At 70.7% G+C, this 26,721-nt stretch carries 30 protein-coding genes, 1 tRNA gene and 1 pseudogene; 10 read left to right on the forward strand and 22 right to left on the reverse strand.

Annotated elements, in window-relative coordinates:
* Positions 1-161 precede the first annotated feature (161 nt).
* On the forward strand, positions 162-929 hold the full coding sequence (locus tag VNM44_RS01750) for an AAA family ATPase (RefSeq protein ID WP_325621930.1): 768 nt from the start codon (positions 162-164) through the stop codon (positions 927-929).
* 14 nt (positions 930-943) lie between these two features.
* Positions 944-2,128: a winged helix DNA-binding domain-containing protein gene (locus VNM44_RS01755; protein WP_325621991.1), complete on the forward strand. Its 1,185-nt coding sequence runs from the start codon at positions 944-946 to the stop codon at positions 2,126-2,128.
* A 21-nt stretch (positions 2,129-2,149) separates the two neighbouring features.
* Here VNM44_RS01755 and VNM44_RS01760 read toward each other — a convergent pair whose 3' ends face one another.
* A complete protein-coding gene (locus VNM44_RS01760; protein WP_325621932.1) occupies positions 2,150-3,334 on the reverse strand; it encodes an acyl-CoA dehydrogenase family protein in 1,185 nt (394 codons plus the stop codon).
* A 72-nt stretch (positions 3,335-3,406) separates the two neighbouring features.
* On the reverse strand, positions 3,407-3,853 hold the full coding sequence (locus VNM44_RS01765; protein ID WP_325621934.1) for a rhodanese-like domain-containing protein: 447 nt from the start codon (positions 3,851-3,853) through the stop codon (positions 3,407-3,409).
* A gap of 101 nt (positions 3,854-3,954) precedes the next feature.
* On the opposite strand from VNM44_RS01765, the gene VNM44_RS01770 reads away from it, so the two are divergent.
* Both VNM44_RS01770 and VNM44_RS01775 read left to right on the forward strand, forming a co-directional pair.
* Positions 3,955-5,151: an acyl-CoA dehydrogenase family protein gene (locus VNM44_RS01770; RefSeq protein ID WP_325621936.1), complete on the forward strand. Its 1,197-nt coding sequence runs from the start codon at positions 3,955-3,957 to the stop codon at positions 5,149-5,151.
* Positions 5,152-5,225: 74 nt separating this feature from the next.
* Entirely contained in the window at positions 5,226-5,690 is a 465-nt protein-coding gene (locus VNM44_RS01775; RefSeq protein WP_325621938.1) for a hypothetical protein, read from the forward strand.
* On the opposite strand, the gene VNM44_RS01780 is transcribed toward VNM44_RS01775, so the two are convergent.
* The 3 genes from VNM44_RS01780 to VNM44_RS01790 all read right to left on the reverse strand — a co-directional run bounded on the left by VNM44_RS01780 (position 5,604) and on the right by VNM44_RS01790 (position 8,282).
* Positions 5,604-6,956: an MFS transporter gene (locus VNM44_RS01780; protein WP_325621941.1), complete on the reverse strand. Its 1,353-nt coding sequence runs from the start codon at positions 6,954-6,956 to the stop codon at positions 5,604-5,606. The genes VNM44_RS01775 and VNM44_RS01780 overlap by 87 nt on opposite strands.
* Positions 6,892-7,536, reverse strand: a complete 645-nt coding sequence (locus tag VNM44_RS01785; RefSeq protein ID WP_325621944.1) for a TetR/AcrR family transcriptional regulator — start codon at positions 7,534-7,536, stop codon at positions 6,892-6,894. Before VNM44_RS01785 ends, VNM44_RS01780 begins: the two co-directional genes overlap by 65 nt.
* A gap of 65 nt (positions 7,537-7,601) precedes the next feature.
* Complete coding sequence (locus tag VNM44_RS01790; RefSeq protein WP_325621946.1) at positions 7,602-8,282, reverse strand: HAD-IA family hydrolase; 681 nt, start codon at positions 8,280-8,282, stop codon at positions 7,602-7,604.
* Positions 8,283-8,351: 69 nt separating this feature from the next.
* Between VNM44_RS01790 and VNM44_RS01795 the strand changes: the two genes are divergently transcribed.
* The 3 genes from VNM44_RS01795 (at position 8,352) to VNM44_RS01805 (ending at position 9,570) form a co-directional block, all read left to right on the forward strand.
* A tRNA-Pro gene (locus VNM44_RS01795) sits at positions 8,352-8,425 on the forward strand.
* A 55-nt stretch (positions 8,426-8,480) separates the two neighbouring features.
* Positions 8,481-9,221 (forward strand): Nif3-like dinuclear metal center hexameric protein, encoded by a 741-nt coding sequence (locus tag VNM44_RS01800; protein ID WP_325621948.1) that lies wholly within the window; start codon positions 8,481-8,483, stop codon positions 9,219-9,221.
* A 175-nt stretch (positions 9,222-9,396) separates the two neighbouring features.
* Positions 9,397-9,570: a hypothetical protein gene (locus VNM44_RS01805; protein ID WP_325621950.1), complete on the forward strand. Its 174-nt coding sequence runs from the start codon at positions 9,397-9,399 to the stop codon at positions 9,568-9,570.
* Positions 9,571-9,631: 61 nt separating this feature from the next.
* Here the strand turns inward: VNM44_RS01805 and VNM44_RS01810 are convergent, their stop codons facing one another.
* On the reverse strand, positions 9,632-10,501 hold the full coding sequence (locus VNM44_RS01810) for a Ku protein (protein WP_325621952.1): 870 nt from the start codon (positions 10,499-10,501) through the stop codon (positions 9,632-9,634).
* A 75-nt stretch (positions 10,502-10,576) separates the two neighbouring features.
* On the opposite strand from VNM44_RS01810, the gene VNM44_RS01815 reads away from it, so the two are divergent.
* The gene (locus VNM44_RS01815; protein WP_325621954.1) at positions 10,577-12,364 is read left to right on the forward strand and encodes a long-chain fatty acid--CoA ligase; all 1,788 of its coding nucleotides are present in this window, start codon (positions 10,577-10,579) and stop codon (positions 12,362-12,364) included.
* A 56-nt stretch (positions 12,365-12,420) separates the two neighbouring features.
* Here the strand turns inward: VNM44_RS01815 and VNM44_RS01820 are convergent, their stop codons facing one another.
* Positions 12,421-13,632: a C40 family peptidase gene (locus VNM44_RS01820; protein ID WP_325621956.1), complete on the reverse strand. Its 1,212-nt coding sequence runs from the start codon at positions 13,630-13,632 to the stop codon at positions 12,421-12,423.
* A 124-nt stretch (positions 13,633-13,756) separates the two neighbouring features.
* Here VNM44_RS01820 and VNM44_RS01825 point away from each other — a divergent pair, with 124 nt between their 5' ends.
* Together VNM44_RS01825 and VNM44_RS01830 are read left to right on the forward strand one after the other, a co-directional pair.
* Positions 13,757-14,746 carry a 3D domain-containing protein gene (locus tag VNM44_RS01825; protein WP_325621958.1) on the forward strand — a complete coding sequence of 330 codons (990 nt, stop codon included), beginning with the start codon at positions 13,757-13,759 and terminating at the stop codon, positions 14,744-14,746.
* A gap of 5 nt (positions 14,747-14,751) precedes the next feature.
* Positions 14,752-15,957, forward strand: a complete 1,206-nt coding sequence (locus VNM44_RS01830) for a D-alanyl-D-alanine carboxypeptidase/D-alanyl-D-alanine-endopeptidase (protein ID WP_325621960.1) — start codon at positions 14,752-14,754, stop codon at positions 15,955-15,957.
* On the opposite strand, the gene ligA is transcribed toward VNM44_RS01830, so the two are convergent.
* From ligA to rplO, 15 genes and pseudogenes are all read right to left on the reverse strand, one after another.
* Entirely contained in the window at positions 15,954-17,966 is a 2,013-nt protein-coding gene (gene ligA / locus VNM44_RS01835; RefSeq protein ID WP_325621962.1) for an NAD-dependent DNA ligase LigA, read from the reverse strand. The genes VNM44_RS01830 and ligA overlap by 4 nt on opposite strands.
* On the reverse strand, positions 17,953-18,591 hold the full coding sequence (locus VNM44_RS01840; protein ID WP_325621963.1) for an HAD-IA family hydrolase: 639 nt from the start codon (positions 18,589-18,591) through the stop codon (positions 17,953-17,955). Before VNM44_RS01840 ends, ligA begins: the two co-directional genes overlap by 14 nt.
* Before the next feature lie 47 nt (positions 18,592-18,638).
* Positions 18,639-19,388, reverse strand: a complete 750-nt coding sequence (truA, locus tag VNM44_RS01845) for a tRNA pseudouridine(38-40) synthase TruA (protein WP_325621966.1) — start codon at positions 19,386-19,388, stop codon at positions 18,639-18,641.
* 21 nt (positions 19,389-19,409) lie between these two features.
* Complete coding sequence (locus tag VNM44_RS01850; protein ID WP_325621968.1) at positions 19,410-19,733, reverse strand: NfeD family protein; 324 nt, start codon at positions 19,731-19,733, stop codon at positions 19,410-19,412.
* 76 nt (positions 19,734-19,809) lie between these two features.
* Positions 19,810-20,172, reverse strand: a complete 363-nt coding sequence (gene rplQ, locus VNM44_RS01855) for a 50S ribosomal protein L17 (protein WP_325621970.1) — start codon at positions 20,170-20,172, stop codon at positions 19,810-19,812.
* A 2-nt stretch (positions 20,173-20,174) separates the two neighbouring features.
* A complete protein-coding gene (locus VNM44_RS01860) occupies positions 20,175-21,131 on the reverse strand; it encodes a DNA-directed RNA polymerase subunit alpha (RefSeq protein ID WP_325621993.1) in 957 nt (318 codons plus the stop codon).
* 79 nt (positions 21,132-21,210) lie between these two features.
* Positions 21,211-21,831, reverse strand: a complete 621-nt coding sequence (rpsD, locus tag VNM44_RS01865) for a 30S ribosomal protein S4 (protein ID WP_325621972.1) — start codon at positions 21,829-21,831, stop codon at positions 21,211-21,213.
* On the reverse strand, positions 21,831-22,235 hold the full coding sequence (gene rpsK, locus VNM44_RS01870) for a 30S ribosomal protein S11 (protein WP_325621974.1): 405 nt from the start codon (positions 22,233-22,235) through the stop codon (positions 21,831-21,833). The genes rpsD and rpsK overlap by 1 nt, the downstream gene beginning before the upstream one ends.
* Positions 22,235-22,609, reverse strand: a complete 375-nt coding sequence (gene rpsM, locus VNM44_RS01875) for a 30S ribosomal protein S13 (RefSeq protein WP_325621976.1) — start codon at positions 22,607-22,609, stop codon at positions 22,235-22,237. Before rpsM ends, rpsK begins: the two co-directional genes overlap by 1 nt.
* A 7-nt stretch (positions 22,610-22,616) precedes the next feature.
* Positions 22,617-22,730 carry a 50S ribosomal protein L36 gene (rpmJ, locus tag VNM44_RS01880; protein WP_325621978.1) on the reverse strand — a complete coding sequence of 38 codons (114 nt, stop codon included), beginning with the start codon at positions 22,728-22,730 and terminating at the stop codon, positions 22,617-22,619.
* A gap of 20 nt (positions 22,731-22,750) precedes the next feature.
* Positions 22,751-22,972 carry a translation initiation factor IF-1 gene (gene infA, locus VNM44_RS01885; RefSeq protein WP_325621980.1) on the reverse strand — a complete coding sequence of 74 codons (222 nt, stop codon included), beginning with the start codon at positions 22,970-22,972 and terminating at the stop codon, positions 22,751-22,753.
* A gap of 360 nt (positions 22,973-23,332) precedes the next feature.
* Entirely contained in the window at positions 23,333-24,130 is a 798-nt protein-coding gene (map, locus tag VNM44_RS01890; RefSeq protein ID WP_325621982.1) for a type I methionyl aminopeptidase, read from the reverse strand.
* Positions 24,127-24,711, reverse strand: a complete 585-nt coding sequence (locus VNM44_RS01895) for an adenylate kinase (protein ID WP_325621984.1) — start codon at positions 24,709-24,711, stop codon at positions 24,127-24,129. The genes map and VNM44_RS01895 overlap by 4 nt, the downstream gene beginning before the upstream one ends.
* A 4-nt stretch (positions 24,712-24,715) precedes the next feature.
* Positions 24,716-25,966: a preprotein translocase subunit SecY gene (secY, locus tag VNM44_RS01900; RefSeq protein ID WP_325621986.1), complete on the reverse strand. Its 1,251-nt coding sequence runs from the start codon at positions 25,964-25,966 to the stop codon at positions 24,716-24,718.
* Between the two features lie 165 nt (positions 25,967-26,131).
* Positions 26,132-26,593 (reverse strand): annotated as a pseudogene (gene rplO / locus VNM44_RS01905) (50S ribosomal protein L15); the annotation flags it as partial.
* Between the last annotated feature and the right edge of the window lie 128 nt (positions 26,594-26,721).

Here is a 26,721-nt window from a genome sequence, read left to right on the forward strand (position 1 = left end):
TGAAACGCTGCTCGCGCCGGATGACACGGCCTCGAAATGTAGCCGAGGTCACAAGGCCGGATTCTCACCTTTCCGAGGGAGGGACCGACCTCCGCGTGCGGACCGACCTCGGCCGCGCGCCCCGGCTCTCGGGAGTGCGACGGCCCGACTACGGTGCACGCGTGGCACGTACACGTGACGTCCGGCGGTTCGGGCGCGGCCCGTATCTCCTCGGGCTCCGTCGGGACGCGGAGCAGTGGCGCGAAGGATTCCCATTCGACGTTCCGGCCGTCGAGGCGATCGAGCGGCTCGAGCTCGATGCGTCCATCACGCTCCTCGCCGGTGAGAACGGCAGTGGGAAGTCGACGATCGTCGAGGCGCTCGCGGCCGCGATCGGCTTCGCCGAGGGTGGCGGTGAGCTCGAGCGGCTCGGCGAGCTGCCGGCCGTGACTCGACCCGTGCTCGGAGGGGCGCTGGTGCCGCAGCTCACCGAGCACAAGCCGCGCAACGGCTACTTCCTCCGAGCGGAGAGCTTCTTCAACGTCGCCGCCTTCGTCGACGGCGGAACGACCTTCGCACCCGACGTCTCGCTCTACGGCGGGCGCGCGCTCCACGAACAGTCGCACGGCCAGTCGTTCCTCGCGCTGGCGGCCAACAGGTTCGGCGGCGAGAGCCTCTACATCCTCGACGAGCCCGAGGCGGCATTGTCGATCACAGGGGAGCTCGCCCTTCTCGCGATCATGGTCAGGGCTGCGGGCAACGGCTCGCAGCTCGTCGTGGCAACGCACTCGCCGGTCTTGCTCGCCTGTCCTGGAGCGCGGATCTACGAGCTCGACGCGACCGGGATCGAGGAGAGGGCGTACGACGACCTCGAGGCAGTGAGCCTCACGCGTGCGTTCCTCGAGGCGCCGGAGCGCTTCCTCCGGGCAGCGCTCGCCGAAGAGGGCTGAGCTCCGTGGAGCGGATGTCGGTCGACGAGCGGCGCGCACGGCTGGTACGGCGTCATCGGCTGGTCGCCCAGAGCCTGGCGACGACCCCGCTCGAGGTCGTCGAGTCGCTCGTCGCCCTGCACTCGACCGACCCCGCGACGGTATTCCTCTCGACGTGGGCGCGCTCGGTCGACTTCAGGCCGGAGCGCCTCGAAGACGCGCTTTACGGGGAGCGGGAGCTCGTCCGGATGCTCGGGATGCGGCGGACGCTGTGGGTCGTCCCCCGCGAGCTCGCGGCGGTCGTCCAGGCTGCGTGCACGCTGACGATCGCGGCTCGTGAGCGCAAGCGGCTCGAGGGGCTCGTCGCGCAGAGCGGCGTGACGGACGAGCCGGCAGCGTGGCTCGACAGGGCCTTCGCGACGGCCCTCCGTGCCGTCGAGGCGCGAGGAGAAGCGTTCACAGCGGACGTCTCCGCGGACGAGCCCGTCCTCGCCTCGAAGCTGCGTCTCGGCGCCGGGACGCGCTGGGAGGCGCAGCCGAGCGCCGCCTCGCGCGTGCTCCCGCTGCTCGCTGCAGAAGGGGCCCTGGTGCGCGGGCGGCCGCGCACGTCGTGGACGCACGGGCAGTACCGCTGGGTGCCGACCCGCGCCTGGCTGGGCCGCGAGCTCGGACGGCTCGACCCGCACGCCGCCCGGGCGGCGCTCCTACGCCGCTGGCTCGCGTCGTTCGGCCCGGCGACGGAGACGGACATCCGGTGGTGGGCCGGTTGGACGGCGCGCGAGGCGCGCGCGGCGCTCGCAGCGGTCTCGCATGCGGCCGTCGACCTCGACGGCGCCACGGGCTATGTCCTCGCCGACGACGTGGAGCCAACCGTGCGCCCCGCTCCGAGGGCCGCCCTGCTCCCGACGCTCGACCCGACGACGATGGGCTGGAAGGAGCGGGGCTGGTACCTCGGCGAGCACGCGTCCGTCCTGTTCGACTCGAACGGCAACGCCGGGCCGACGGTCTGGTGGCAGGGCCGTGTCGTCGGCGGCTGGGCCCAGCGCAAGGACGGCGAGATCGTCGTCCGGCTCCTCGAGGACGTCGGCCGAGAGGCGGAGCGGGCGGTCGAAGCCGAGGCGGAGCGCCTCGCCGCCTGGCTCGGCGACGTCCGCGTAACGCCGAGCTTTCTCCCGCCGTTCCAGCGCGAGCTCGCCGGGGGGATACAGGGGCGCGGCTGAAGCCGCGTCCCCAGCCGACGGCTAGGAGCTCGGCAGGAAGATCTCCTTCGCGATCACGAGGCGCTGGATCTGCGACGTGCCCTCGTAGATCTGGAAGAGCTTCGCGTCGCGCATGAGCTTCTCGACCGGGTACTCCTTGATGTAGCCGTAGCCGCCGAAGACCTGTACCGCGTCGGTGGTGACCTTCATCGCCGTGTCGGCCGCGAACCGCTTCGCGAATGACGAGTACTTCGTCGCCTTCCGGCCGTAGCCCTGGTCGATCATCCACGCCGCCTGCCAGGTGAGGAGTCGCGCGGCCTCGATCTCGGTCGCCATGTCGGCGACGAGGAACGAGACGCCCTGGTTCATCGCGATCGGCACGCCGAACTGGACGCGCTCCTTCGCATAGTCGACGGCAAGCTCGTACGCCGCCTGCGCGACGCCGACCGCTCCCACCGCCGTGCCCGGGCGGGTGAAGTCGAGCGTCTGCATCGCGATCTTGAAGCCGTCGCCCTCCTCGCCGAGGCGGTTCGCGGCCGGGACGACGACGTCCTGGAAGGCGACCGCCGAGGTGTCCGTCGCCCGCTGCCCCATCTTGTCGAGATGCTTCTCGATCGTGACGCCCTCGGCGTCCATCGGGATCACGAAGGCGGTGAGGCCGCGGTGGCCCTTCGACTTGTCGGTCGACGCGAAGCAGACGATCCACGAGGCCTGACCCGCGTTCGTGATGAACATCTTCGAGCCGTTGATCACGTACTCGTCCCCGTGACGCACCGCTGTCGTCTGGATCCCCGAGACGTCCGACCCGGCGCCGGGCTCGGAGAGCCCGAAGCAGCCGAGGATCGGGTCCGAGACGAGCGGCGCGAGCCACTCCCGCTTCTGCTCCTCCGTGCCGGCGACCAGGATCGGGCCGGCCGCGAGCCCGTTCGCCCCGATCGAGGTGCCGATCCCGGAGCAGCCCCAGTTGAGCTCCTCGCCGACGAGCATCCCGTCGAACGCCGACAGCTCCGGCCCTCCGAGCGACTCCGGGAGGTGGAGGTTCATGAGGCCGAGCTCGTGGGCCTTGGCCACGATCTCGGCGGGGTGCGTCTGGTGCTCGTCGTGCTCCGCCGCCTTTGGCCGGATCTCCTTCTCGGCGAACTCGCGCGCGAGGGCGCGGAGCTCCTTCTGCTCGTCCGTGAGCGCGAACGAGACGCCGTTCGCAAGCCCGGTCTCCATGGTCGCCATCGCGTGCTCCTGGGGCGTCGATTGACTAGTCAGTCAATAGGGTAGCCCGCCCGCGACGGGGTGGCAAGCGCCTCAGGGCTCGGGACCCCCCATGCCCGGCGCCACGTCGTCGCGGCGACACGGCGCGGGTGCCACGGGCAGCCCGAGGGCAGACCACGCCTCGAAGCCGCGGATGACGTCGCCGGCCCGCCGGAAGCCGAGGTCGACGAGCGTCGCGGCGGCGAGCGACGACGAGAATCCGTGCGAGCAGAGCAGCAGGAGCCGAAGCTCGCGGTCGACGACGTGCGGGTTGTGCCAGTCGCTCGACGGGTCGACCCGCCACTCGAGCACCGTGCGGGGGATGTGGAGCGAGCCCGGGACGATGCCCGTGTCGCGGCGGTCGTCCTGTGAGCGGATGTCGACGATCACCGCGTCCCCGGTCGAGGCCGCCGCCCACGCCCCCTCCGGCGCGAGGCGATGGATGCGCCGCCGGGCGGCCGCCAACAGCTCGTCGATCCCTTGCGCCGCGCCGCCCGCCATCACCGCATCATCCGACGCCCGAGCGTGCGGTGTCCAGGGCCACTGGGTGGGGTCGCGCCTCTCTACAATCACTCACGCCTCGACCGACGGAGGATCCCACCGTGGCGACGACAACTCAGGCACCGACTCAGCTCGACCCACTCGACTTCCTCGCGCTCGACGCACTCCTCGATGACGAAGAGCGCGCGATCCGTGACACGGTGCGCCGGTTCGTCCGCGAGCGCATCCTTCCCGACGTCGGCGACTGGTTCGAACAGGGCATCCTGCCCCGCGAGGTTGTCCAGGAGCTCGCCAAGCTCGGGCTCTTCGGCATGCACCTCGAGGGGTACGGGCTACCCGGTGCGAGCTCCGTGGCCTACGGTCTCACGTGCCTCGAGCTCGAGGCCGGCGATTCGGGCGTCCGCAGCGCCGTCTCCGTGCAGGGCTCGCTGGCGATGTTCGCGATCTGGCGCTGGGGCTCCGAGGAGCAGAAGGAGCGCTGGCTCCCGCCGATGCACCGCGGGGAGACGATCGGCTGCTTCGGGCTCACCGAGCCCGATGCGGGCTCCGACCCCGGGGCGATGCGCACCCATGCGCGCCGCGAGGGCTCGGACTGGGTCCTGAACGGAGCGAAGATGTGGATCACGAACGGCACGATCGCCGACGTCGCAGTCGTCTGGGCGCAGACCGACGACGGCGAGATCCGCGGCTTCCTCGTCGAGAAGGGCACGCCCGGCTTCTCGGCGCCCGAGATCCACAAGAAGCTCTCACTCCGAGCATCGGTCACGTCCGAGCTCGTGCTCCAGGACGTTCGGGTCCCCGGAGACGCCATGCTGCCCGGCTCGTCGACGCTACGGGGCCCGCTCTCCTGCCTCAACGAGGCCCGTTTCGGGATCGTCTTCGGTGCCGTCGGCGCGGCGCGGGCGTGCTTCGAGGAGGCACTGGCGTACGCGCGCGAGCGCATCGTCTTCGGGAAGCCGATCTCCGCCTACCAGCTGACGCAGCAGAAGCTCGCCGAGATGGCGCTCGAGGTGAACCGGGCGGGCCTCGTCGCGCTCCACATCGGCCGCATGAAGGACGAGGGGACGCTACGGCCCGAGCACGTGAGCCTCGGGAAGATGGGCAACGTGCGTGGGGCCCTCGAGGTGTGCCGCTCGGCGCGGACGATCCTCGGTGGCAACGGCATCACGCTCGAGTACCCCGTCATTCGCCACATGAACAACCTCGAGTCCGTGCTCACCTACGAGGGGACGCACGAGGTACACACACTCGTCGTCGGCCAGGCGCTCACGGGGGAGAACGCATTCGGCCGCGGCTGATGTGGCTTCGCCCCACCGGCCGCTAGGAGATCAGGACGATTCGGGCGGCCGCACAGCTGTCGCTGGTCGCCGTTGTGGCGCTGCTCGCCGCCGCGAGCGCACGTGCCGCCCCTCCCGACGCCGGCGTCTTCGTGCCCGGGCGCTCACTCGGCGGCGTCACGCTGGGTTCGTCCCTCGACGACGTCGTTGCCCGGTGGGGCCGGGCGTACGGGCGCTGTCGCGGGTGCGCCGCAGAGACGCTCTATTTCAACCGCTTCGCGTTCCGCCCGGAGGGAGCGGGAGTCGAGCTGCGCCGCGGACGCGTCGACGCGGTCTTCACGCTCTGGGCGCCGGCCGGCTGGCGCACCGCGCAAGGGCTCGCGATCGGTGAGCCGTCCCTCAGACTGCAGTCGACCTACGCGCCACTGCAACGAACGGCCTGCCGCGGCTACGAGGCCTTCACGCTGCCGGGCTCAGGCCCGCGGTCGGTCGCCTACGTCGTCGACGGCGACGTCTGGGGCTTCGCGCTGCTCGCTCGCGGCCACGCGGTCTGCCTCTGACTCGACCCGCGCGAGGCGGGCGACGAGCGGGATCGCAAGGATGATCGGGACGCCGAGCACGGGCCAGAGCGCCTGGTAGCCCTCCGTCGCCTCGAGGTGCGGCCCGAGGATGTCGATCACGGCGCCCGCGGCGAGCGGCCCGATCACGAGCCCGACGCCCTTCGTCGTCGTCGCGAGGCCCGAGATCGCGCCGCGCTCGCCCGGCGGCATCAGCTTGAAGAGGAGCCCCCACGCGAGGGTCATGACGGTGCCGCCGGCGATCGCGACGACGAAGATCAGCCCGAGATACCAGGCGTGCCACTCGCGCCCGAGGCCGCCGGCGAGCAGCCCGACGCCGTAGACGGCCGACGCGACGCTGATGACGCGCGCGAGCCCGACGCGGTCGCCGATACGTCCCGCGACGAGCGCCGCGACGATGTAGCCGCCCGCGACCGCCGCGAGGATGTAGGTCGAGGTCGAGAGCGGCTCGTCGAGGCCGACCGTCACGTAGAGGACGACGAAGGTGCGTGCACCGGCGAACGTCCCTTCCCAGGCGGTGTTGCACACGAGGAACGTCGCGACGTCGCGGTTCGCGCGCAGCACGCGCCACGACTGCGCGACGTACGTGCGCACGCCCTCGAACACGCGGCCGTGGCCCCCGTCCTCGGTGACGAGGACGATGGGGACGAGGCAGGCGGTCGCGACCACCCCGGCCGCCACGAGGAACGGCGCGGGCCGCCACACATGGAAGAGGTAGCCCCCGCCGATCAGCGCTCCCGCGATCGCGACGCCGCGGAAGACGTGCTGCACGCCCTGCGCACGGCCGAAGACGCTGTCGGGCAGCACGTCGGGGTACAGACCCCGGTACGGCGGCTCGTAGACGTAGTACGCGAAGAACAGCGCGAACAGCATCAGTGCCGTCGTCCAGAGATTCGGCATGAAGGCGAGCAGCGCTAGCGCAAACGTCATCGGGCCGAGGGCGACGAGCATGAAGGGGCGCCTACGGCCGAGCGGCGTGTGGAAGGTGTCGCTCCACGGGCCGATGACGAGCGGCAGCGTCAACGCGAATGCCCCCTCCCCCGCCAGAACGAGCCCGACGAGCGTCGTCGACTCCGTGTAGCGGCCGAGGATCGGCGGCAGGTACGCCGCCGTCGTCGTCAGCGCCCAGGCGAGGCCGAGCGCGCCCGCCCCGAGAACGAGCGTGTCGCGGCGGCCCCCGCCGTCAGGCGACGACCGGCGCCGTCCGTAGGCCGCCGAGAACGACGTCGACGATCGTGCGCTCGGCACGGGCGACCTCCTCGTCGCCGTCGGGGAGCCTGCCCATCACCCAGCCCGTGAGGATCTCCTCGAGGCCGCCGTACACCACCCAGCTCGCAAGACGTGGGTCGAGCTCCGCGCGGAACACGCCCTCGCCCTGGCCCTGCTCGATCACCCGCTCGATCACGGCGAAGCCCTGGCCGATGACCTCGACCTGGCTCGCGAGATGCGCGCTGCGCCCGACTTCGCGCACCATCACCGTGACCAGGTCCGGGTCGTTTCGCCACGTGCGCAGGAGGATCTTGACGATCCCGTGCAGCTTCTCGTCCGCCGGCTCGTCCGACTCCTCGACCTGCTCGAAGCGCTCGAGCAGCTCGGCCCAGTTCTCGCGGAAGACGGTCTGCAGCACCTCGTCCTTCGAGGAGAAGTAGTGGTAGAGCAGGCCGTGGGCCACACCCGCCTCCTCGGCGATGTCCCCGACGCGCGAGGCGTGGAAGCCCCGGCGGGCGAAGACCCGCACCGCTGCATCGAGGATCCGGCGCCGCTTCTCCTCCGCCCCGGGCTGTCGCGCTCCGTCGGCGCGCTCGCGTGCGATTGAACGGTCAGTCAACCGTCTCAGGATAGGTGCGGGCTTGCGGGAGCCGCAACCCCGGCGTCTGTCTGGGGTTGGCCTCTCTACAAGGGAGCCAACCCCAACGCCGCCGGCAGCGCGAGCAACGTGTCGATCCGGTCGGGCTCGCCGACGTGAGCGCCCTCGCGGTCGAGCAGGATCGCGCGCATGCCGAGCGCGCGGGCGCCCTCGATGTCGTCCGCGTAGCTGTCGCCGACCATCGCCGCCTCCGGCGCGGCAGCGTCGAGGGCGGCCAGCGCGGCTTCGAAGATCGAGCGGTGCGGCTTCACCTTTCCATGCGCCCGCGACCCGACGCACGCGTCGACGTCGAGCCGGTGGTGGCGTGCGAACTCCTCGAGGTCGCGCTGGCCGTTCGAGACCAGGCCGACGCGGAGGCCGTGCTCGCGAAGGAGCGCGAGTGCCGGCAGCGCGTCCTCATAGAGCAAGAAGTTCTCGTGGCGCTCCCACTGGCGCACGAGATCGACCGCGCAGGAGCGCGCCAGCACGGGGTCGCCTCCCATCCCGACGACGATCGCCTCCGTGAACCGGATCCAGATCTCCTCGTCGTGGACGAGCTCGGGATGCACCTGGAGGTCGGTGAGCGCCGCCTCCCTGGCGTCGGCGTGGCGCGACGGGTCGAGTGTCAGCCCGTGGCGTGCGCCGACGCGCCGGTACCCGTCCGGCCCGAGCTCGGGCCCGGGCCGGAAGAGCGTGAAGTCGACGTCGAGGAGAACAGCCGCGAGCATCGTCCGAGAATACGTTCCGCGCCCGTCCCCGCCGGGAGGCGGCGCCGAAAACCGCTACCCTTGGCGCCCCGGGGTGTGGCGCAGCCTGGTAGCGCGCTCCGTTCGGGTCGGAGAGGTCCCCAGTTCGAATCTGGGCACCCCGATCGGGCGTGGGGGAACCCGTGGTTCCCCCACGACCACGCCGTAGACTCGGCCGGGATGGCGGGGCGCGACGAGATCGTCCGGCACGCGAACGAGCTCCTCGAGATCGAGCGCTTCCCCGAGTTCGCCCCACAGGGGCTGCAGGTCGTCGGATCGGAGGACGTCACGACCATTGCCTGTGGCGTCTCGTGCTCGCGCGAGCTGTTCGAGCGGGCGGTGGAGCTCGGCGCCGAGTTGGTCCTCGTCCACCACGGCCTCTTCTGGCGCAACGAGCCGCTCGTCGTCGACGCCAGGCTGCGCGGCCGCCTCGAGGCCCTCTTCCGCGGGAACGCGTCGCTCGCCGCATACCACCTCGCGCTCGACGCCCACCCGACGCTCGGCAACAACGCGCAGCTCGCGGCACGGCTCGGGGCGATGCCGATCGGGCCGTTCGGCGGGGTCGGCCGCGGCTGCACGATCGAGCCGCTCGGCCTTGACGCGTTCGCGGCGAAGGTCGAGGAGGTGCTCGGACGGCCGCCGCTCGTCCTCCGCGGCGGCGACCGGGAGATCCGGCGACTCGCGGTGTCCACGGGCGCCGCGGGCCACGACCTCCTGCAGGCCGCCCACGAGGGCTACGACGCACTCCTTACTGGCGAGCCGGAGGAGCCGAGCGCGGCGACGGCGCGGGAGCTCGGGGTCCATCTCGTCGCAGGCGGCCACCACGCGACGGAGCGCTTCGGCGCCCAGGCGCTCGCGGCCCACCTCGCCGAGCGCTTCGAGCTCGAGTGGCAGTTCGTCGAGGTCGAGAACCCGGTCTGACGGACGCGCTCGCGGATTGCGGACCGCCCGGGCGACCGTCTATCCTGAGGGCACGATGAACGTTTTCGGGAGGCGGGCCCGTTGACCCCCGCCGCGAACGAGGAGCGCACATGAAGCCCGCCTGCACGCAGTTGCGTCGGCGGGCTTTTTCGTGGCGCGAGGGAGGACAAGGTCGATGGCGAATCACCTGACGCCCGACGAGCTCGCGAAGGAGCTCAACATGGACCGCGAGGCGGTCATCCGGCTCTGCATCGAGGAAGGCGTGCCGATCTACCAGGGAAAGATCGACAAGCATCTCTTCCAAGCCCAGCTGCAGGCCGTCGGGGCGTCGCAGGCGGCAGCGCACTAGCCGCCGACTCACGCGAGCGTTCACGAGGGGCCCGCGAGGGCCCCTCGTCACGTCTGCGACGCTACTTTCGCGCGGCCTTGCGCGCAGGGCGCTTCGGCGCGGACTGCTTCGCGGCCGCCTTCTTCGGACGCGCCGACGACGCCTTCGCCGCCGCCACGCTCGCCTTGAGCGCCTCGATCAGGTCGACCGCCGGGGCAGGCTCCTCGGCGGGCTCGGGAGCAGTGATCTCCTCGCCCGCGAGCTTCGCCTCGAGGAGCGTCCGCAGGTCGCGGCGGTACTCGCTCGCGAGCTCGGACGGGTCGAACTCCGCGGCGAGGCCCTGGACGATCTGGCGCGCGAGGTCGAGCTCGTTGGACTTCACCTCGGTCTCGGCCATGGCCTCGTCGATCTCCGCCTGCGAATAGACGTCCTCGACGAGGTACATCGTCTCGAGCACGAGCCCGCTGCCGCGCGTGCGGACGAGGCAGAGCGATTCGCGTCCGGAGCGGACGAACCGCCCGATCGCACCGACGCCCGCCTCCTCCATTGCCTCGAGCAACAGCTTGTAGGGCCTGCGCTGTGCCGGTGCGGCACCCGGAACGAGGAAGTAGGTTCGGTCCATCCAGACGGGATCGACGTCCGCGAGCGGGACGAACCGCTCGATCGCGATCGTCCGCGAGTCGTCGTGCCGCTCGAGCGCCTCGAGCTCGGCCTCCTCGACGACGACGAACTGGCCCTTCGCCACCTCCCAGCCCTTGACGAGCTCGTCGGGGGTCACCTCCCGGTCGTGCTTCGGGCACCAGCGCTTCTGCCTGATCGGCGTCAGGCACTCGCGATGGAGCAGCCGGAAGGAGACGTCCGACTGCCGCGCCGCGGGCTTCGTCGCGGGGGCGAGACCGACGGGGATGCTCACGAGACCGAAGCTCAGGGATCCGTTCCAGGTGACGCGCATGTTCCTCCCAGTCTATGGGGCGGAGGTCGGGATTCGGTGTCGCCGGGCCGTTCCCTCCGACTACTGTGCCTGGTAATGGCGGGAAATCGCACTATTCCCCGGCTCTGGCGCGATGCCGTCGCGCGCAACACCGGGGCCGCGTACCTCGTCGACGAGGGTGAGACCTGGCGCGACGTCACGTGGCCGGAAGCGGCCGAGCGCGTCGAGCTGCTCGCCAACGGCCTCCTCGCGCGCGGCGTGGGCAAGGGCGACGCGTTCGGGATCCTGGCCCGCAACTCGGTCGAGTGGGCGCTGTTCGACTTCGCGCTGGCGCACGTCGGCGCGGTCGGCGCCGCGGTCTACGCGAACTCGTCGCCGCACGACGTCCACTACGTCCTCGACCACTCCGAGTCGGTGGGCGTGCTGTGCGAGGACGAGGGACAGCGTTCGAAGGTCGAGGCGGGACGCGCCGACCTCCCAGCCCTGCGTCACGTGCTCACCTACGCCGACCTCCCTGCGCTCGAGGAGGAGGGCCGCGCGTACCGCGAGGCGCACCCGAACGCGCTGGGCGAGGCGGTCGGCGCGATCGACGAGGAAGACCTCTTCACTTTCATCTACACGTCCGGCACGACCGGTCCGCCCAAGGGCTGCATGATCCGCCACCGCAACTACTACGCGATGGTCGCGACGGTCGACGAGCTGCCGGACCACAGCGCGCCGGGTGACGTGATGCTCCTCTACCTGCCGCTCGCCCACAACTTCGGCCGGTTGATGCACCTCTCGGGGCCGTACGTCGGCTACACCATCGCCTTCGTGGCCGATCCGCTCGACGTAGCACGCGCGCTGCCGCAGGTGCGCCCGACGATCCTTCCGAGCGTCCCACGGGTCTACGAGAAGGTCCACACGGCCGTCACGTCCACCTTCGCGGAGACGACCGGCGTCAAGCGGAAGCTCGTCGACTGGGCACTCGCCGTCGGACGCAGGGCCAGCGTCCTACGCCAGGACGGCAGGCCGCTGCCGACCGGTCTCGCAGTGCAGTACCGCCTTGCCGACCGGCTCGTCTTCTCGAAGGTCAAGGAGCGACTCGGCGGCCGCCTGCGCCGGCCGATCTCCGGTGGCGCGCCGCTGGCGAAGGAGATCGCGGAGTTCTTCGACGCGATCGGAATCTGCATCCTCGAGGGCTACGGACTCACGGAGTGCACCACCGCGGCGACGACGAACACGAGCGAGCGCTACCGCTTCGGGACCGTCGGCCCGGCCCTACCCGGGTTCGAGCTCCGCCTGGCCGAGGACGGCGAGCTCCTGATCCGCAGCGAGACCGTCTTCGCGGGCTATTTCAAGGAGCCGGAGGCGACCGCCGCGGTCCTCGGGCCCGACGGTTGGCTCCGGACCGGGGACATCGCCACGATCGACGAGGACGGCTTCGTCACGATCACCGACCGCAAGAAGGACATCCTCGTCACGGCAGGCGGGAAGAACATCGCGCCGCAGAACCTCGAGAACGACCTCAAGACGTCTCGCTTCGTCTCGCAGGCGATCGTGGTCGGCGACCGCAAGCCTTACCCGGCCGCGCTCATCACTCTCGACCCCGTGGAGGTCGGCAAGTGGGCCGCCGAGCACGGGATCGAAGGCGACCCCGAGGCGCTCGCATACGACCCGCGCGTCAGGGAGCTCGTGGCAGGGATCGTCGAGGAGGTCAACCGCGAGCGCTCGCGGTTCGAGCAGATCAAGCGCTTCACCATCCTCCCGCGCGACTTCGAGATGGACCGCGGCGAGGTCACCCCGACGCTCAAGCTTCGCCGGCGCGTCGTTCTCGATCACTTCGCCGACGACGTCGCGGCGTTGTACGACGGCGCGGCTCCCGCTGCGCGGGATCCGCGCTAGACAATCTGCGCCGTACACAGCCGACTCGTCTAGCCGCGGTCGCGCGGCGAGCGCGTCTACGTGACGCGCTTCGCGCCGACGTAGGTCGACGCGTACCAGGAGTCGGAGAGGCTCGAGATCTTGACGACGTCGCCGGTGTGCGGCGCGTGGATGAACTGCCCGCCGCCGATGTAGATGCCCATGTGACCGAGGCCGTCGAAGAAGACGAGGTCGCCGGGCTGCAGGTCGCTCCTCGAGACCGAGACGCCGACCGAGCTGTACTGCATCGCCGCGTTGTGCGGCAGCGAGATTCCGATCTGCGCGTAGACGTACATCGCGAGGCCTGAGCAGTCGAAGCCCGCCGGGCTGGCGCCGCCCCAGACGTACGGGACGCCGAGGTACTGCATGGCGATCCCGACGACACCGCCGTACTTCGCAGGCGGAGCCGGCGTGGAGGGAGACGACGACGCGAGCGTGGCGTCCCCCGGATAGTCCGTCGACGGTGAGGAGGACAGCTCGAGCGCCTGCTGCCGCGCCGACTGGCGTGCGGCCGCCTCGGCGGCGAACCGCGCTCGCGCCTGCGCCTCGAGCTGGGCCTGCCGGCGCCGCTCGGCGGCCTCCATCCGGACGATCTCGTCCTTCACCGACGCCAGCAGCCGCTGCCGCTCCGCAAGCTGACCCTCGATCGAGCGCTTGCGGGCCGCGCGCTCGGAGACGACCTGCGCCTGCCGTGCCCTGTCGCTACGGAGCTTGGCGCGACGCGTCTGCACCTCGTTTTGGAAGCGTCGGACGTCGGTCAGCACCTGCGCGTCCTGACCGCCGACGCGTTGCGCCATGTCGATGCGGTCGAGAAGGTCGTCGAGGCTCTTCGCGCCGAGGATCACCTCGACCGCGCCGCCCGCGTCGCCGTTGATGTACAGCGCGCGCAGTCGCTTCGCGATGTGGGTCTGCGCGACGCCGAGGCTCGACTTCGCGATCACCAGGTGGCGGCCGTTCGTCTTCAGGTCGGAGTCGATCTGGCCGAGCTGGATGTTCGCGAGGTTGTACGACTCGATCGCGTGGGAGAGGCTCGAGTCCATCTGCTGGATCTGGACCATGATCGCCTGCGCCTGCTGCCGCTTCGAGCTGATGGACGGGTCGGCGGTCGCCGGCCCGGTGGCGACGATGAGGAACGCCGCGAGCGCCGCCAGGGGAAGGAGCAGCAGTGGAACCCGTCGCCTCGAGAACTGCGTCACGCCGCGTCTCGCACGCCCGACGAGGGGCTCGCCGATGGTGGGGTCACCGGCCACAAGTCGGGGAGCCTAGCAGCGCCACAAGACGTCTGCACGGTCAACCGACGCGAAAATCTCTGCAAACAGCCCTGATTCGTCTGGTACGGTCCTCCGCCCTGTGCGGGGGAGTGCGCGATATCTCGTGCCGTGCGTCGTCGTCGGGCTCCTCGGCTGGACGGCCGGGGCGTCCCCTGGAGCGTCGCGCCCGGACGCGCGGCTCGCGTCGCTCGTGGCCGCGGAGCGCTCCGCCGTGCTCGAGCTCTACGCCGCGGAGTCTTCGGTGGCCCGCGCCCGAAGCCATGCCGGCCGGGTTGAGCGGAGACGGCTCGCCCTGGAGGCCTCGCTCGAGCGAGAGCGGGCGCACCTGGCGATCGTTCGCGGGTCGCTCGAGGCGACGAACGCGCGAATCGCGGCGCTCCTCCGTCGTCTCTACACGGACGGCGAGCCCGACCCGGTCGCCGTGCTGCTCGGCGCGCGCTCGTTCTCGGGGATGCTGGCCGGGATCGACGAGCTCGAACGCGCCACGGTCAGGAATCGCGGCCTCGCAGCCCAGGCGCGTGCCCGCGCACGCCTCCTCCGGACGAGGGTGGCGCAGCTCGCGTGGGCGCGGATCCAGCTCGCAGAGGCCGAGCGCCGGGCCGGCGCCGCGGTCGCGGCAACCGCAGCTGCAGCGGACGCCCGACGCGCGACGATCGCGCGGATTCGCCTCCGCACCCACCTGACCCGGACGCGGCTCGCGCAGCTCGAGGCGCGCGCAAAGGCGGCTGAGCGCGCGTCGGCCCGGCTTTCGCGCGAGACGGCTCCCCGCCCCGCGCCTGCCGAAGCCGTGCCCTCGAGCGCACCCGCCGCCCCGGCCCCCGGTGCGGCGACGCGGACCCTCGTCGTGGACGCGGTCGCCTATCACCTTCCCGGCCGTACGGCCAGCGGCCTTCCGGTCGGCGTCGGCGTGATCGCCGTGGACCCCGGGGTCATCCCGCTCGGCACCCGCGTCTTCGTGCCGGGCTATGGCCGCGCCGTCGCCGCCGACGTCGGGTCGGCGATCCGTGGCCCGATCATCGACCTCTGGATGCCGAGCACCGAGGCCGCGCGGGCGTGGGGGCGGCGCACCGTCACGATCACCGTCTACGGTTAGACGCCGTGCGCTTCAGGATCGCGCTCTGCACGGTGGCGATGGCGGCCACGGCGGTGGGCTCGCCGCCGGCCGCCTCGGGAGACCTCGCGTCGCGTCTCCAGAAGAGCCTGCGCTCGCCGTATGTCTCGCTTGCCCAGACGTCGGCGCTCGCCGTCGACATGCGCACCGGCACCGTTCTCTTCGGGCACAACCAGAACGTGCCGGTTCACCCCGCCTCGAACGAGAAGCTCCCGGTCTCGTGGGCCGCGCTGACCCGTCTCGGTCCCGGCTACCGGTTCACGACGAGCGTGCTCGGCACGGGACAGCGGATGGGCTCCGTCTGGAAGGGCGACCTCTACCTTCGGGGCAACGGCGACCCGACGCTCACGACGGCCGATATCGGCCGGCTCGCGGCCTCGTTGCGCGCCTCGGGCATCAGGAGCGTGACCGGCCGGGTCCGCGGAGACGAGACCGTCTTCGACCGGCGGCGGGGCGGCGACGGATGGAAGAAGTACTTCGTCGGGGGCGAAACGCCTCCGCTCTCGGCCCTCGTCGTCGACCGGGCAAAGGGCTGGCCGGCGCTGTCGCCTCCGCTGCTCGCCGCGAGGGCGCTCCGCGACGCGCTCGTGGCGCACGGCATGGCCGTCACCGGGCGCCCGGGCCTCGGACGCGCTCCGACGGGCGCGGTCGTCCTCGCGACCGACCGCTCGGCGAGCCTCTCGGTCATCGTCAGGACGATGAACCGCGACAGCGACAACTTCACCGCCGAGATGCTGCTCAAGCATCTCGGCACGCTCGACGGGCAGGTCGGGACGAGCGCACGCGGCGCGAAGACGGTGCTCGCGGAGATGGCCGCCGCGCGCATCCCGATCGCCGGCGTGCGCCTCGTCGACGGCTCGGGCCTCTCGTCACTCGACCGGATCACGGCGGAGACGCTCGTCGCGGTCATTCGCGCCGGCCTCGAGAACCCCCGCATCCGGAACGCGTTCGTGGGGTCGCTGGCGGTCGCCGGTCGCAGCGGAACTCTGCGGACGCGGCTTCCGACGCTCGCCGGCGTCGTGCGCGGCAAGACGGGCACGACGAACCTGGCGTGCTCGCTCTCGGGCATCGTGAACGACTCGGTCGTGTTCGCCGTGCTCCAGAACGGGTCGCCGGTCGCGTTCTGGCCGGCGCGGACCGCGCAGGACCGCTTCGTCACCGCGCTGGCCCGTTCGGTCGCCCAGGCCGGCTAGCGCTGCGCCTGCAGGAGCGCGACGAGGGCCGCCTCGTCGAGCACCGGGACACCCGCCTTCTGGGCCTTCGCGACCTTCGAGCCCGGATTCTCGCCCACGACAACGCCGGCCGTCTTCTTCGACACCGAGTCGGAGACCCTCGCGCCGAGGGCCTCGAGGGCGGACTTGGCCTCGTCTCGCGTAAAGCCGTCGAGGGTGCCCGTGATCACGAACTGGCGACCGCTGAGTGGCCCTTCCACGGGCCGCTCGGCGTCGCCGGCCGTCATCGTCAGGCCGAGGCTCTCGAGCTCGCGGACGAGCGCCACGTTCTCGTCCTCGGCGAACCACTCGGCAACGAGCTCCGCGCGATCGGGGCCGATGCCCTCCGTCCGCTCGAGCTCCTCCTGACTCGCCCCGATGAGCGCGTCGACGCTCCCGAAGTGCCGCGCGAGGTTTCGCGCGAGCACCCAGCCGATCTTCGGAATGTTGAGCCCGAACAGCACGCGCGAGAACGGCTGGGACTTCGATGCCTCGATCGACGACACCGCGCGGGCCGCCGAGACCTCGCCGTAGCCGTCGAGGCGGGCGAGCTGGTCGGTCGTCAGCCGGTAGAGGTCGGGCATCGAGCGGAGCAGCCCCTCGTCCCAGAGCCGCCGGACGAACTGCTCCCCGACGCCCTCGATGTCCATCGCCGCGCTGACCCAGTGGATCAGCGTCTCGAGCCCGCGCGAGGGACAGGCCCGGTTCGGGCAGCGGTGCATCACCTCGCCCTCGGGCTTCACGACCTCGACGCCGCAGAGGGGGCAGTGACTCGGCATCCGGAACGGCTTCGTGCCCTTGGCGTGCTCGCCGGCCGGCCCGACGACCTGCGGGATCACGTCGCCCGCGCGCTGGACGATGACGAGGTCGCCTTCGCGGATGTCCTTGCGGTTGATGTCCTCCTCGTTGTGGAGCGTCGCATTCGAGACCGTGACGCCTCCGACGTGCACGGGCTCGAGCTCGGCCCACGGGTTGAGCGCGCCCGTGCGGCCGACCCGGATGTGGATCTTGTTCAGCTTCGTGATCGCCGTCGACGGGGCCCACTTGTAGGCACGCGCCCACCGAGGGCGTCCGTGGAGCGCGCCGAGCCGCCGCTGCTGGTCGAGGTCGTCGACCTTGATCACGACGCCGTCGATCTCGTAGTCGAGGTCGGCACGGCGTGCCTCCCAGGCGGCGCAGGCCGCGGCGACCTCCTCGATCGTCTCGACGCGCTCGGACAGCGGATTCGTGCGGAAGCCATGCTCGCGCAGCCAGGCGAGCATCTCCCACTGCGTGTCCGGAAACTCGCCCTCGCGCGCGCCGAAGCCGTAGACCCAGAGCGAGAGCGGCCGCTCGGCCGTGATCCGCGAGTCGAGCTGGCGCAACGACCCGGCGGCCGCGTTGCGCGGGTTCGGCGCCGGCTTCTTTCCCGCGGCGACCTGCGCCTCGTTGAACCGGGCGAAGCCGGAGAGCGGGAAGTAGATCTCGCCGCGCACCTCGAGCAGGGGCGGTGGAGCTCCCTCGGAGCGGATGCGGAGCGGCACGGCTTCGACCGTCCGCAGGTTCTGCGTCACGTCCTCCCCGCGCGTCCCGTCGCCGCGTGTCGCGCCGCGGACGAAGCTGCCCTCCTCGTAGAGCAGCGAGATGGCGGAGCCGTCGATCTTCGGCTCGACCACGTATGCGACCGGCTCTTCGGTCCCGAGGCGCTTTCGCACGTCTACGGCCCACTTCTCGAGCGCCTCGCCGGTCGTGACCTTCTCGAGCGACCCCATCGGCAGCAGGTGCTCCACCTTGGTGAAGCCGACCGCGGGGGCGCCGCCGACCCGCTGCGTCGGCGAATCGGGCGTCACGAGCTCCGGATGCTCGTCCTCGAGCCCCTTCAGCTCGTCGAAGAGGGCATCGAAGGCGCTGTCCGGGATCTCCGGGTCGTCGAGGACGTGGTAGCGGTAGTTGTGGTGCTCGACGATGCGACGCAGCTCGCCGACGCGCTCGGCGACCTCAGAGGACGGCATGCAGCTCCTCCGCCGTGTGGACGAGGGCGTCGGGCTCCTCGTGCAGCAGGCGCTCGTCGGGGTGGATTCCGCCCCAGCCGACGGCGACCGCGAGGGCGCCGGCCGACTTTGCCGCCCGTACGTCGAAGGGCGAGTCGCCGACGTACGCCGCATCCGCCGCGTCGGCATCGAGCCGCCGGAGCGCCTCGAGCACGGGATCGGGGTACGGCTTGTGCCGCTCCGTGTCCTCGGCGCCGATCACGACGTCCATGAGCTCGCGTAGGACGGGGAAGCGGTCGAGCGCGAGATCGACGGTGCGCAGCCGCTTGGCCGTGACGATCCCCAGTCGGTGGCCCTCGGCTCGAAGAACCGGCAGGAGGGTGAGGACGCCGGGGAACGCCTCGAGCTGGGCGTGCAACGGCTCGTTGTGCGCCCGGTAGACCTCGACGAGCTCGTCGACGCGGTCTGGATCGAGGTCGCGCATCTGCGCGACGAGCCCCGGCCCTCCGATCGCCGCCCTGACGAGCTCCTCGTCCGGCTCGCGGCCCAGGACGGTCATCGACGCGTGCCGCATCGACGCGAGGATGATCGGCCCCGAGTCGATGAGCGTGCCGTCGAGGTCGAACAGGACGACGGATCTCCGCATGCCGGCGATCGTAGCCGCGCCCCGCGGAGTGGCTTCCGGGCGTGGCTTCAGCCTCGCCCGTCTTGGTCTGCCGACCGCTCGTACTCGACCCGCTCCAGATAGAGGCCCCACGGCGGCGCCGTCGAGCCCGCCTCCGAGCGGGGCCGGCCGGCCAGCAGCGGGACGAATGCGTCGGGCTCGCGTTCGAGCATCGTCCCCACGAGCGTGCGCACCATGTGTCGCAGGAACGAGTCCGCAGTCACGGTGAAATGCAGCTCGTCTCCCGCGCGTCGCCACGTCGCGGCGCGGATCTCGCGACGAAAGACCTCGTGCTGCGTCTCCGTCGGCGTGAACGCCCTGAAGTCGTGCTCCCCGACGAGAGCGGCGGCGCACTCCTCGAGTGACTCGAGCTCGACGGGCCGAGGCCACCAGAGCGCGCGCCGAGCGCGGAGCGGCGCGCGCTCGCGCCGGGCGAGGACGACGTAGCGGTACGACCGCGCGGTCGCAGAGAAGCGCGCGTGGAAGCCGTCGGAGGCCTCCTCGGCGGCGAGGACGGCCACGTCGTGAGGCAGGGCGGTGTTCAGTGCTTCCGGGAGTCGCTCGAGCGGAGGTCCGCCTTCGGCGTCGAGGCTCGCGACCTGGCCCGTCGCGTGAACGCCGGCGTCCGTCCTTCCCGCCACGGCGAGGCCCCTCCATCCGGGCACGACCGCATCGAGCGCGTCGCGCAGCACGCCTTCGACGGTCCTCTCACCAGGCTGTCGCGCCCAGCCGCGAAACCCCGTTCCGTCGTACTCGAGCGTCAGACGCAGCGTCGGCACGCCGTTGCTTGTAACACAGTGTCACTTGCGCGGTTCGACGGCGAGGACGAGACCCTCGATCGCGGTGACGACGACCTCGTCCCCCGGCAGGAGCTCGACGGAGGCGCGGGCCTGCCAGACCTCGCCGTCGAGCTTCACCTGGCCCTGCGGCGCGAGCGCGCGGACGACGACTGCGCTGCGGCCGATCAGCGTCTCCGCCCCGACGGTCGCACGCCGCCGCTTCGACCAGCGGACGAAGAAGGCCGTCTCGGCGACGTCGATCGCAGCGGCGGCGAGAACGGCGACCCATCCCCATGGGGACGGGAGGACGGTCAGCGCCAGGACGACTGCGACGATCGTCAGCATCGGGATGCCTCGGAGACCGGCCCCGCCGGGGGCCTGTCCCCCGCTTCACGGTGGGTCAGTCCCCTACTGGGACAGACTACGCCTCGTAGTCCACGAGCTCGAGCAGCGCCATCGACGCCGCGTCGCCCTGGCGCGGGCCGAGCTTGACCACACGCGTGTAGCCGCCGTTTCGCTCCGCGAACCGCGGCGCGACGTCCGAGAAGAGCTTGTGGACGACGTCGTTCGACCGGAGCTCGGCCATCGCGAGGCGCCGCGCGTGGAGGTCGCCTCGCTTGCCGAGCGTGATCATCTTCTCCGCGAAGGGCTTGACTGCCTTGGCCTTGGCCTCGGTCGTCTCGATCCGGCCGTGCGTGATCAGCGCGCCGGCAAGGTTCGAGTACAGCGCCTTACGGTGCGCCGAGTCGCGGCCGAGCTTCTTGCCTGCCTTCGCGTGCCTCATGGCTACTGCGGGAGATCCTCGCCCTTGAGGGTCAGTCCGTGCGCGGCGAGAGTCTCGCGAACCTCCTCGATCGACTTGCGGCCGAAGTTCGGGATCGCGGCGAGCTCGTTCTCGGACTTCGACGTCAGGTCGCCGATCGTCTCGATGCCGACGCGCTTCAGGCAGTTGTACGAGCGGACGCCGAGCTCGAGCTCCTCGATCGGGAAGTTCTCCATCCCGTGCGAGGTGGTCTGCACCTCGGCCTCGGCGGCCGCGACGTCACCTGCGCCCTCGATGCGCTCGAGGTCGGTGAAGATCATCAGCTGCCGGATGAGGATCTCGGCCGCCTGGGCGATCGACTCCTTCGGCTCGATCGAGCCGTCGGTCGTCACCTCGAGCACGAGCTTGTCGTAGTCGGTGCGCTGACCGACGCGCGCGGCGTCGACCTCGTAGGAGACGCGCCGCACCGGCGAGAAGATCGAGTCGATCGGGATCACGCCGATCGTCGTCTCCGGCCCGCGGTTCTGGTCGGCCGGGACGTAACCACGGCCGCGGCCGATCGTGAGAGTCATCTCGAGCTTGCCCTTGTCGGCGAGATGCGCGAGCTCGAGCTCCGGGTTCAGGATCTCGAGGTCTGCGGGCGCCTCGATGTCGGCCGCCGTGACCGGGCCGGCACCCTTCTTCGAGAGGTGCACCTCGATCTCGGGCGACTCGCCGTGCAGCCGGCAGACGAGCTCCTTGAGGTTCAGGATGATGTCGGTGACGTCCTCGCGTACGCCCGGGAGCGTGGTGAACTCGTGGGCGACGCCCTCGATCTTCACGGCGGTCACGGCCGCCCCCTCGAGCGAGGACAGCAGCACCCGCCGGAGCGAGTTGCCGAACGTGTAGCCGAAGCCGCGGTCGAGCGGCTCGATCGTGAACCGGCCGGAGCGCTCGTCGGCGTCCTCGGACACGATCCTCGGCGTCTGGAAGTCCATCAGGGAAGCACGGGTGGCCATGTGATCCTTTCGGGCGATTCGAAACGGGGCGGTTCGGGCGAAGCGCCGGCGGTAGCCGCCGTTACTTCGAGTAGAGCTCGACGATCAGGGATTCCTGGACCGGCGTGTCGATCTCGGCACGCTCGGGCCACTTGAGCACCTTGCCGGTGAGCCCGTCGTGGTCGGCCTGGAGCCACGGAGTGACGACGGCCGTCAGGTCGGTTGCATCGCGGACGATCGTCTCTGCGGGACTGCCGGACTTGAGCGAGATGACGTCGTCGGGGCGGACGCCGAAGCTCGGGATGTTCACGCGGCGTCCGTTCACCAGGAAGTGGCCATGGCGAACGAGCTGCCTCGCCTGCGCCCGGGAGCCCGCGAAGCCGAGTCGGTAGACGACGTTGTCGAGACGGGTCTCGAGCATTCGCAGCAGGTTCTCGCCGGTCGGGCCGGTGCGGCGGGACGCCTTCTGGTACGTGTTGCGGAACTGCTTCTCGAGCAGGCCGTAGTACCGGCGCGCCTTCTGCTTCTCGCGCAGCTGCAGCAGGTACTCGCTCTGCTTGATGCGACCGCGGCCGTGCTCGCCCGGCGGGTACGAGCGCCTCTCGATGGCGCACTTCTCCGTGAGGCAGCGCTCGCCCTTGAGGAACAGCTTGATCCCCTCGCGGCGGCACTGGCGGCACTTGGCTCCGATGTCGCGCGCCATCAGCCGCGCCTCCGCTTCTTGGGACGAACACCGTTGTGCGCCTGCGGGGAGACGTCCTTGACGCCGAGGATCTCGAGGCCCGCGGCCTGGAGCGACCTGATCGCCGTCTCGCGACCCGAGCCGGGGCCCTTGACGAAGACCTCGACCTTCTGCAGGCCGTGCTCCATGCCCTTCCGAGCCGCGTTGTCGGCGGTGACCTGGGCGGCGAACGGCGTGGACTTGCGCGAGCCCTTGAAGCCCGCCGAGCCCGCCGACTCCCAGGCGATCACGTTCCCCTCCTTGTCGGTGAGGGACACGATCGTGTTGTTGAACGACGTCTTGATGTGAGCCTGGCCGATCGCGATGTTCTTGCGCACGCGGCGGCGGGTGCGGCCGCGCGTGGCTGCCTTGCGAGGAGGTGCCATCACTTCGCCTTCTTGCCGCGGCCGACGGTCTTCTTCGGGCCCTTGCGGGTGCGTGCGTTCGTCTTCGTGCGCTGCCCGTGGACCGGGAGGTTGCGCCGGTGGCGGAGCCCCCGATAGGAGCCGATCTCGGAGAGGCGCTTGATCGCCTGCGTGCGCTCCCGGCGCAGGTCGCCCTCTACCTCGAGGCTCGAGTCGATGTAAGTGCGGAGCTTCGTGACCTCGTCGTCAGTCAGGTCCTTGACCTTCTCGTCGGGATCGAGGCCGAGCTCCTTGCAGACCTTCTGCGCGGTCGACTGACCGATCCCGTAGATGTAGGTCAGGCCGATCTCGAGCCGCTTCTGATTCGGAAGGTTGACGCCGGCGATACGTGCCATGTGGCTGCTAGCCCTGCCTTTGCTTGTGACGGGGGTTGGTGCAGATCACCATCGTGCGGCCGTGCCGCTTGATCACGCGGCATCGCTCGCACATGGGCTTGACGGATGGACGGACTTTCAAGGCTGCTCCCGGGTCGTCGGCTACTTGAGACGGAAGGTGATGCGGCCGCGCGTGAGGTCGTACGGGGACAGTTCGACCTTCACACGGTCACCCGGAAGAATCCGGATGTAGTGCTTGCGCATCTTCCCGGAGATCTTCGCGAGCACGGACTGGCCGCCCTCGAGCTCGACGCGGAACATCGTGCTCGGCAGGGCCTCGACCACCTCGCCCTCGACCTCGATCTTCTCTTCCTTGACTGCCAACCGACTCCTCGCGCAGGGCTCGTGCCCTGCCCGTCGTGGGTGTTCATGAGTAGATCCGCGCGCACCCGAAGGCATCCGCGCGGGCTGCTTACTCTAGCAGACCCATGGGGCGTGGCTTCAGCCTCGCCTCTCTTCCCACCCGCGGCCGAACCAGAACGCGCGAGACCGAAGCCACCAGGCCGACGAGCTCCTCGCGCTGTCGACCGTCCTGATCTGTCCGACGTCGCAGTCGACGCCGCCGGCGAGCTTCCATCCCGAGGCGACGATCGACGGTGTCGCGACGCGGGTGATGTGCGAGATGGTCGCCCGGGTGCCGCGGGCGGCACGTCAGTCGCAGAGTTGTCGTGATGCGAGGCGTCCTCAGACGGACGCGCGGTTGCCCGTCAGGCTCCCGCGCTCGACCGCAACGCCGACCCGCGGCGTGAGGATCCGGGGTCCTTCCGGGAGAATCGCGACCGTGTGCTCGAAATGGGCCGCGCGCGAGCCGTCGGACGTCGCGATCGTCCAGCCGTCCTCGGCCAGCCACACCTCCGGCCCGCGCATCGTGATCATCGGCTCGATCGCGATCGTCATGCCCTCCGAGAGGCGCGGGCCGCGGCCGGGCTCGCCGAAGTTCGGGACGTGGGGATCCTCGTGGTAGTGGCGGCCGACACCGTGCCCGACGAGGCTCTTGACGACCGAGAACCCCGCACGTTCGACGACGATCTGCACCGCGTGCGAGATGTCTCCGACGCGGTTGCCGAGCCGCGCCTCGGCGATGCCCGCCGCAAGCGCGTCCTGGCAGACGTCGAGCAGCCGCTGCGACTCGGCGTCGACCTGCCCGATCCCGAACGTGTAGGCGCTGTCGGCGATCGCTCCGCCGAGCGTGACGCCGACGTCGATCGTCACCAGGCTGCCCTCCTCGACGACCGTCTCGTCGGGGATCCCGTGGACGACGACGTCGTCGACCGAGATGCAGATCGCGCGAGGGTAGCCCTTGTAGCCCTGCGAGGTGGGGATGCCGCCGTGCGCGCGGATGAACTCGTCGGCGATCCGATCGAGCTCGAGGGTCGTGACGCCCGGCTCGATCCGCTCGCCGACATGGGCGATCGTCCCGGCCACGAGCTCGCCCGCGCGCGCGATCCGGTCGATCTCCGCGCCGCCCTTGCGAATGATCACGCCGCGGCTCCTTCGCCGAGCAGCTCGAGGGCGTCGTCGATCTCCGCCGCGACCTCGCCGATCGTCCGCTCCGCGTGCAGCGGCACCAGCTTGCCGGTCGTGCGGTAGCGCTCGACGACGGGCTCGGTCTGCTCGTGGTAGATCGCCAGCCGCCGCGCGATCGCCTCGGCCGTGTCGTCCTCGCGACCTTCTTCGAGCGCCCGCCCGTGGATCCGCTCCGTCGCGATCTCGTCCGAGAGGTCGAAGAAGAGCACCGCGTCGAGCACCCGACCAATCTGTTCGAGCATGGCGTCGAGCGCCTCGGCCTGCGTGAGGTTGCGAGGAAAGCCGTCGAGCACGAAGCCGTGGACCGCGTCCGGCTCCGACAGGCGTTCACGGATGAGAGCGACGGTCAGGTCGTCGGGGACGAGCTCGCCACTCGCGAGGATCGGCTCCACCTGACGGCCGAGCTCCGAGCCGTCGGAGATCGCTGCGCGGAACATGTCTCCCGTGGAGACATGCGGGATCCCGTGCGCGGCGGCGATCCGGGTCGCCTGCGTCCCCTTCCCGGAGCCCTGTGGCCCTAGGACCAGCAGATTCATGCGGCTAGCGGAGGAAGCCCTCGTAGTTCCGCATCATCATCTGCGACTCCATCTGGCGCATCGTGTCGAGCGCGACGCCGACCGCGATCAGCACGGAGGTGCCTCCGAGCGCGCGGGCGTTCGCCTGCGAGAAGCCGCCGTAGCGGATGAAGAGGCTCGGCGCGACGGCCACCGCCGCGAGATAGAGCGAGCCGGGCAGCGTCAGCCGGGTCAGCACGCGGTCGAGGTACTGCGCGGTCGGCGGGCCGGGCCGGATCCCGGGGATGTAACCGCCGTGCTTGCGCAGGTTGTCCGCCTGGTCGACCGGGTTGAACTGCACGGCCGTGTAGAAGAACGTGAAGACGATGATCATGCCGCCCTCGATCATCAGGTAGAGCCAGTCGCCGGGCTGGAAGTACGTGTTGACGAAGTCCTGCGTCGCGGGGAAGTACTGCGCCATGGTCGGCGGGAAGGCGAGCACCGCGGCCGCGAAGATGACAGGGATGACGCCCGCCATGTTGACGCGAAGCGGCAGGTACGTCGAACCGCCGGACGTCATACGGCGGCCGACCATCCGCTTCGCGTACTGGATCGGGATCTTGCGCTGGCCCTCCTGGACGAAGACGACCGAGGCGACGATGGCGAGCGCGACGAGCGGGAAGAAGATCCGCTCCATCGGGCCGCCGTTCCACCAGGCCGTGACCCCGAGCGGGAGCCCTGTCAGGATCGACGCGAAGATGAGGATCGAGATGCCGTTCCCGATCCCGCGCTTCGTGATCTGCTCGCCCATGAACATGAGCAGCACGCTGCCGACCGTGAGCGTGACGATGATCAGGACCATGCGGCCCGCGTTCGCCTGAAGGATCCCCTGGTTCTTGAACAGGAACGCGTACCCGAGCGCCTGAGCGGCCGAGAGGGCCACGGTCAGATACCGCGTGTACTGGTTGATCGTCGCCGTTCCCGACTCGCCCTCCTTCTGCAGCTCTGAGAGCCGCGGGACGACGACGGTCATCAGCTGGAGAATGATCGAGGCCGTGACATACGGCATGATCCCGAGCGCGAACAGCGAGAACTGCGACAGCGCGCCGCCGGAGAAGAGGTTGAGCAGGTTGAAGATCCCGCCGGTGCGCGAGAGGTACTGGTCGATCGCCTCGGAGTCGACGCCCGGCGCCGGGATCCACGATCCGAGCCGGTAGAGCGCAAGGATCATCGCCGTGAAGAGCAGGCGCTTCCTGAGCTCCGGTACCCGCCAGGCGTTCGCGAGCCAGCTGAACATGCGAGATCCCCGCGCTGCGCGCGGAGGCTAGGCCTCCTCGCCGGATTCGTCCGTCGGGGCCGCCGTCTCGTCAGAGGCCTCGGGCTCCTCGTCCGGCGTCGCGCGCTTGGACTTGTGCGCCTTCGGCTTCCGTTCGACGGGCTCGCCGCGGAGCCACGTCACGGTGCCTCCGGCTGCCTCGATCTTCTCGCGGGCGCTCTTCGAGAACCCGTGCGCCGAGACGGAGAGCGCCTTCGAGAGCTCGCCGATGCCGAGGATCTTGACGTCGACCGACACCTTGCGGATCAGCCGCGACGCCTTCAGCGTCTCCGGGTTCACCTCGGCGCCGGCCTCGAAGCGCTCCTCGAGGTCGCGCAGGTTGACCGGCTGGCTGTACGTGCGGAACGGGCCGATCGGCATGGCGTCCGCCGACGTGTTGCCGCGGAGCTTCGGCAGCCGCATGTCGATGGGCATCTGACCGCCCTCGAACCCCGCCGCCATCTTGTGCGATCCCGAGCGTGACTTCTGCCCCTTGATGCCCCGACCCGCGTAGCGGCCCTTGCCGGAGCCGAGGCCGCGCCCGATGCGCTTGCGATCCTTGCGGGGCTGCGCGGGACGCAGTGAATGGAGGTTGAGCTCGTCGGCCACGGTCAGGCGTCCTTTCCGGCCCCGTCGAGCGGCGTCACGGTCACGAGGTGCGCGACATGCCGCAGCTGGCCCTCGAGGGCGGGGCTCTGCGTGTGCTGGGCGCTCTTGCCGATCCGGCCGAGGCCGAG

The sequence above is a fragment of the Gaiella sp. genome (genome assembly GCF_035558935.1).
Taxonomy (GTDB): Bacteria; Actinomycetota; Thermoleophilia; order Gaiellales; family Gaiellaceae; genus Gaiella.

What these genes read in the sequence shown, in the direction of transcription:
- VNM44_RS01755 (WP_325621991.1), top strand. Translation starts at nt 944, where the DNA reads ATGTCGGTCGACGAGCGGCGCGCACGGCTGGTACGGCGTCATCGGCTG.
- VNM44_RS01760 (WP_325621932.1), bottom strand. Translation starts at nt 3,334, where the DNA reads ATGGCGACCATGGAGACCGGGCTTGCGAACGGCGTCTCGTTCGCGCTC.
- VNM44_RS01765 (WP_325621934.1), bottom strand. Translation starts at nt 3,853, where the DNA reads ATGGCGGGCGGCGCGGCGCAAGGGATCGACGAGCTGTTGGCGGCCGCC.
- VNM44_RS01790 (WP_325621946.1), bottom strand. Translation starts at nt 8,282, where the DNA reads ATGCTCGCGGCTGTTCTCCTCGACGTCGACTTCACGCTCTTCCGGCCC.
- VNM44_RS01800 (WP_325621948.1), top strand. Translation starts at nt 8,481, where the DNA reads ATGGCGGGGCGCGACGAGATCGTCCGGCACGCGAACGAGCTCCTCGAG.
- VNM44_RS01805 (WP_325621950.1), top strand. Translation starts at nt 9,397, where the DNA reads ATGGCGAATCACCTGACGCCCGACGAGCTCGCGAAGGAGCTCAACATG.
- VNM44_RS01810 (WP_325621952.1), bottom strand. Translation starts at nt 10,501, where the DNA reads ATGCGCGTCACCTGGAACGGATCCCTGAGCTTCGGTCTCGTGAGCATC.
- VNM44_RS01815 (WP_325621954.1), top strand. Translation starts at nt 10,577, where the DNA reads ATGGCGGGAAATCGCACTATTCCCCGGCTCTGGCGCGATGCCGTCGCG.
- ligA (WP_325621962.1), bottom strand. Translation starts at nt 17,966, where the DNA reads ATGCCGTCCTCTGAGGTCGCCGAGCGCGTCGGCGAGCTGCGTCGCATC.
- VNM44_RS01840 (WP_325621963.1), bottom strand. Translation starts at nt 18,591, where the DNA reads ATGCGGAGATCCGTCGTCCTGTTCGACCTCGACGGCACGCTCATCGAC.
- VNM44_RS01850 (WP_325621968.1), bottom strand. Translation starts at nt 19,733, where the DNA reads ATGCTGACGATCGTCGCAGTCGTCCTGGCGCTGACCGTCCTCCCGTCC.
- rplQ (WP_325621970.1), bottom strand. Translation starts at nt 20,172, where the DNA reads ATGAGGCACGCGAAGGCAGGCAAGAAGCTCGGCCGCGACTCGGCGCAC.
- rpsD (WP_325621972.1), bottom strand. Translation starts at nt 21,831, where the DNA reads ATGGCGCGCGACATCGGAGCCAAGTGCCGCCAGTGCCGCCGCGAGGGG.
- rpsK (WP_325621974.1), bottom strand. Translation starts at nt 22,235, where the DNA reads ATGGCACCTCCTCGCAAGGCAGCCACGCGCGGCCGCACCCGCCGCCGC.
- rpsM (WP_325621976.1), bottom strand. Translation starts at nt 22,609, where the DNA reads ATGGCACGTATCGCCGGCGTCAACCTTCCGAATCAGAAGCGGCTCGAG.
- VNM44_RS01895 (WP_325621984.1), bottom strand. Translation starts at nt 24,711, where the DNA reads ATGAATCTGCTGGTCCTAGGGCCACAGGGCTCCGGGAAGGGGACGCAG.
- secY (WP_325621986.1), bottom strand. Translation starts at nt 25,966, where the DNA reads ATGTTCAGCTGGCTCGCGAACGCCTGGCGGGTACCGGAGCTCAGGAAG.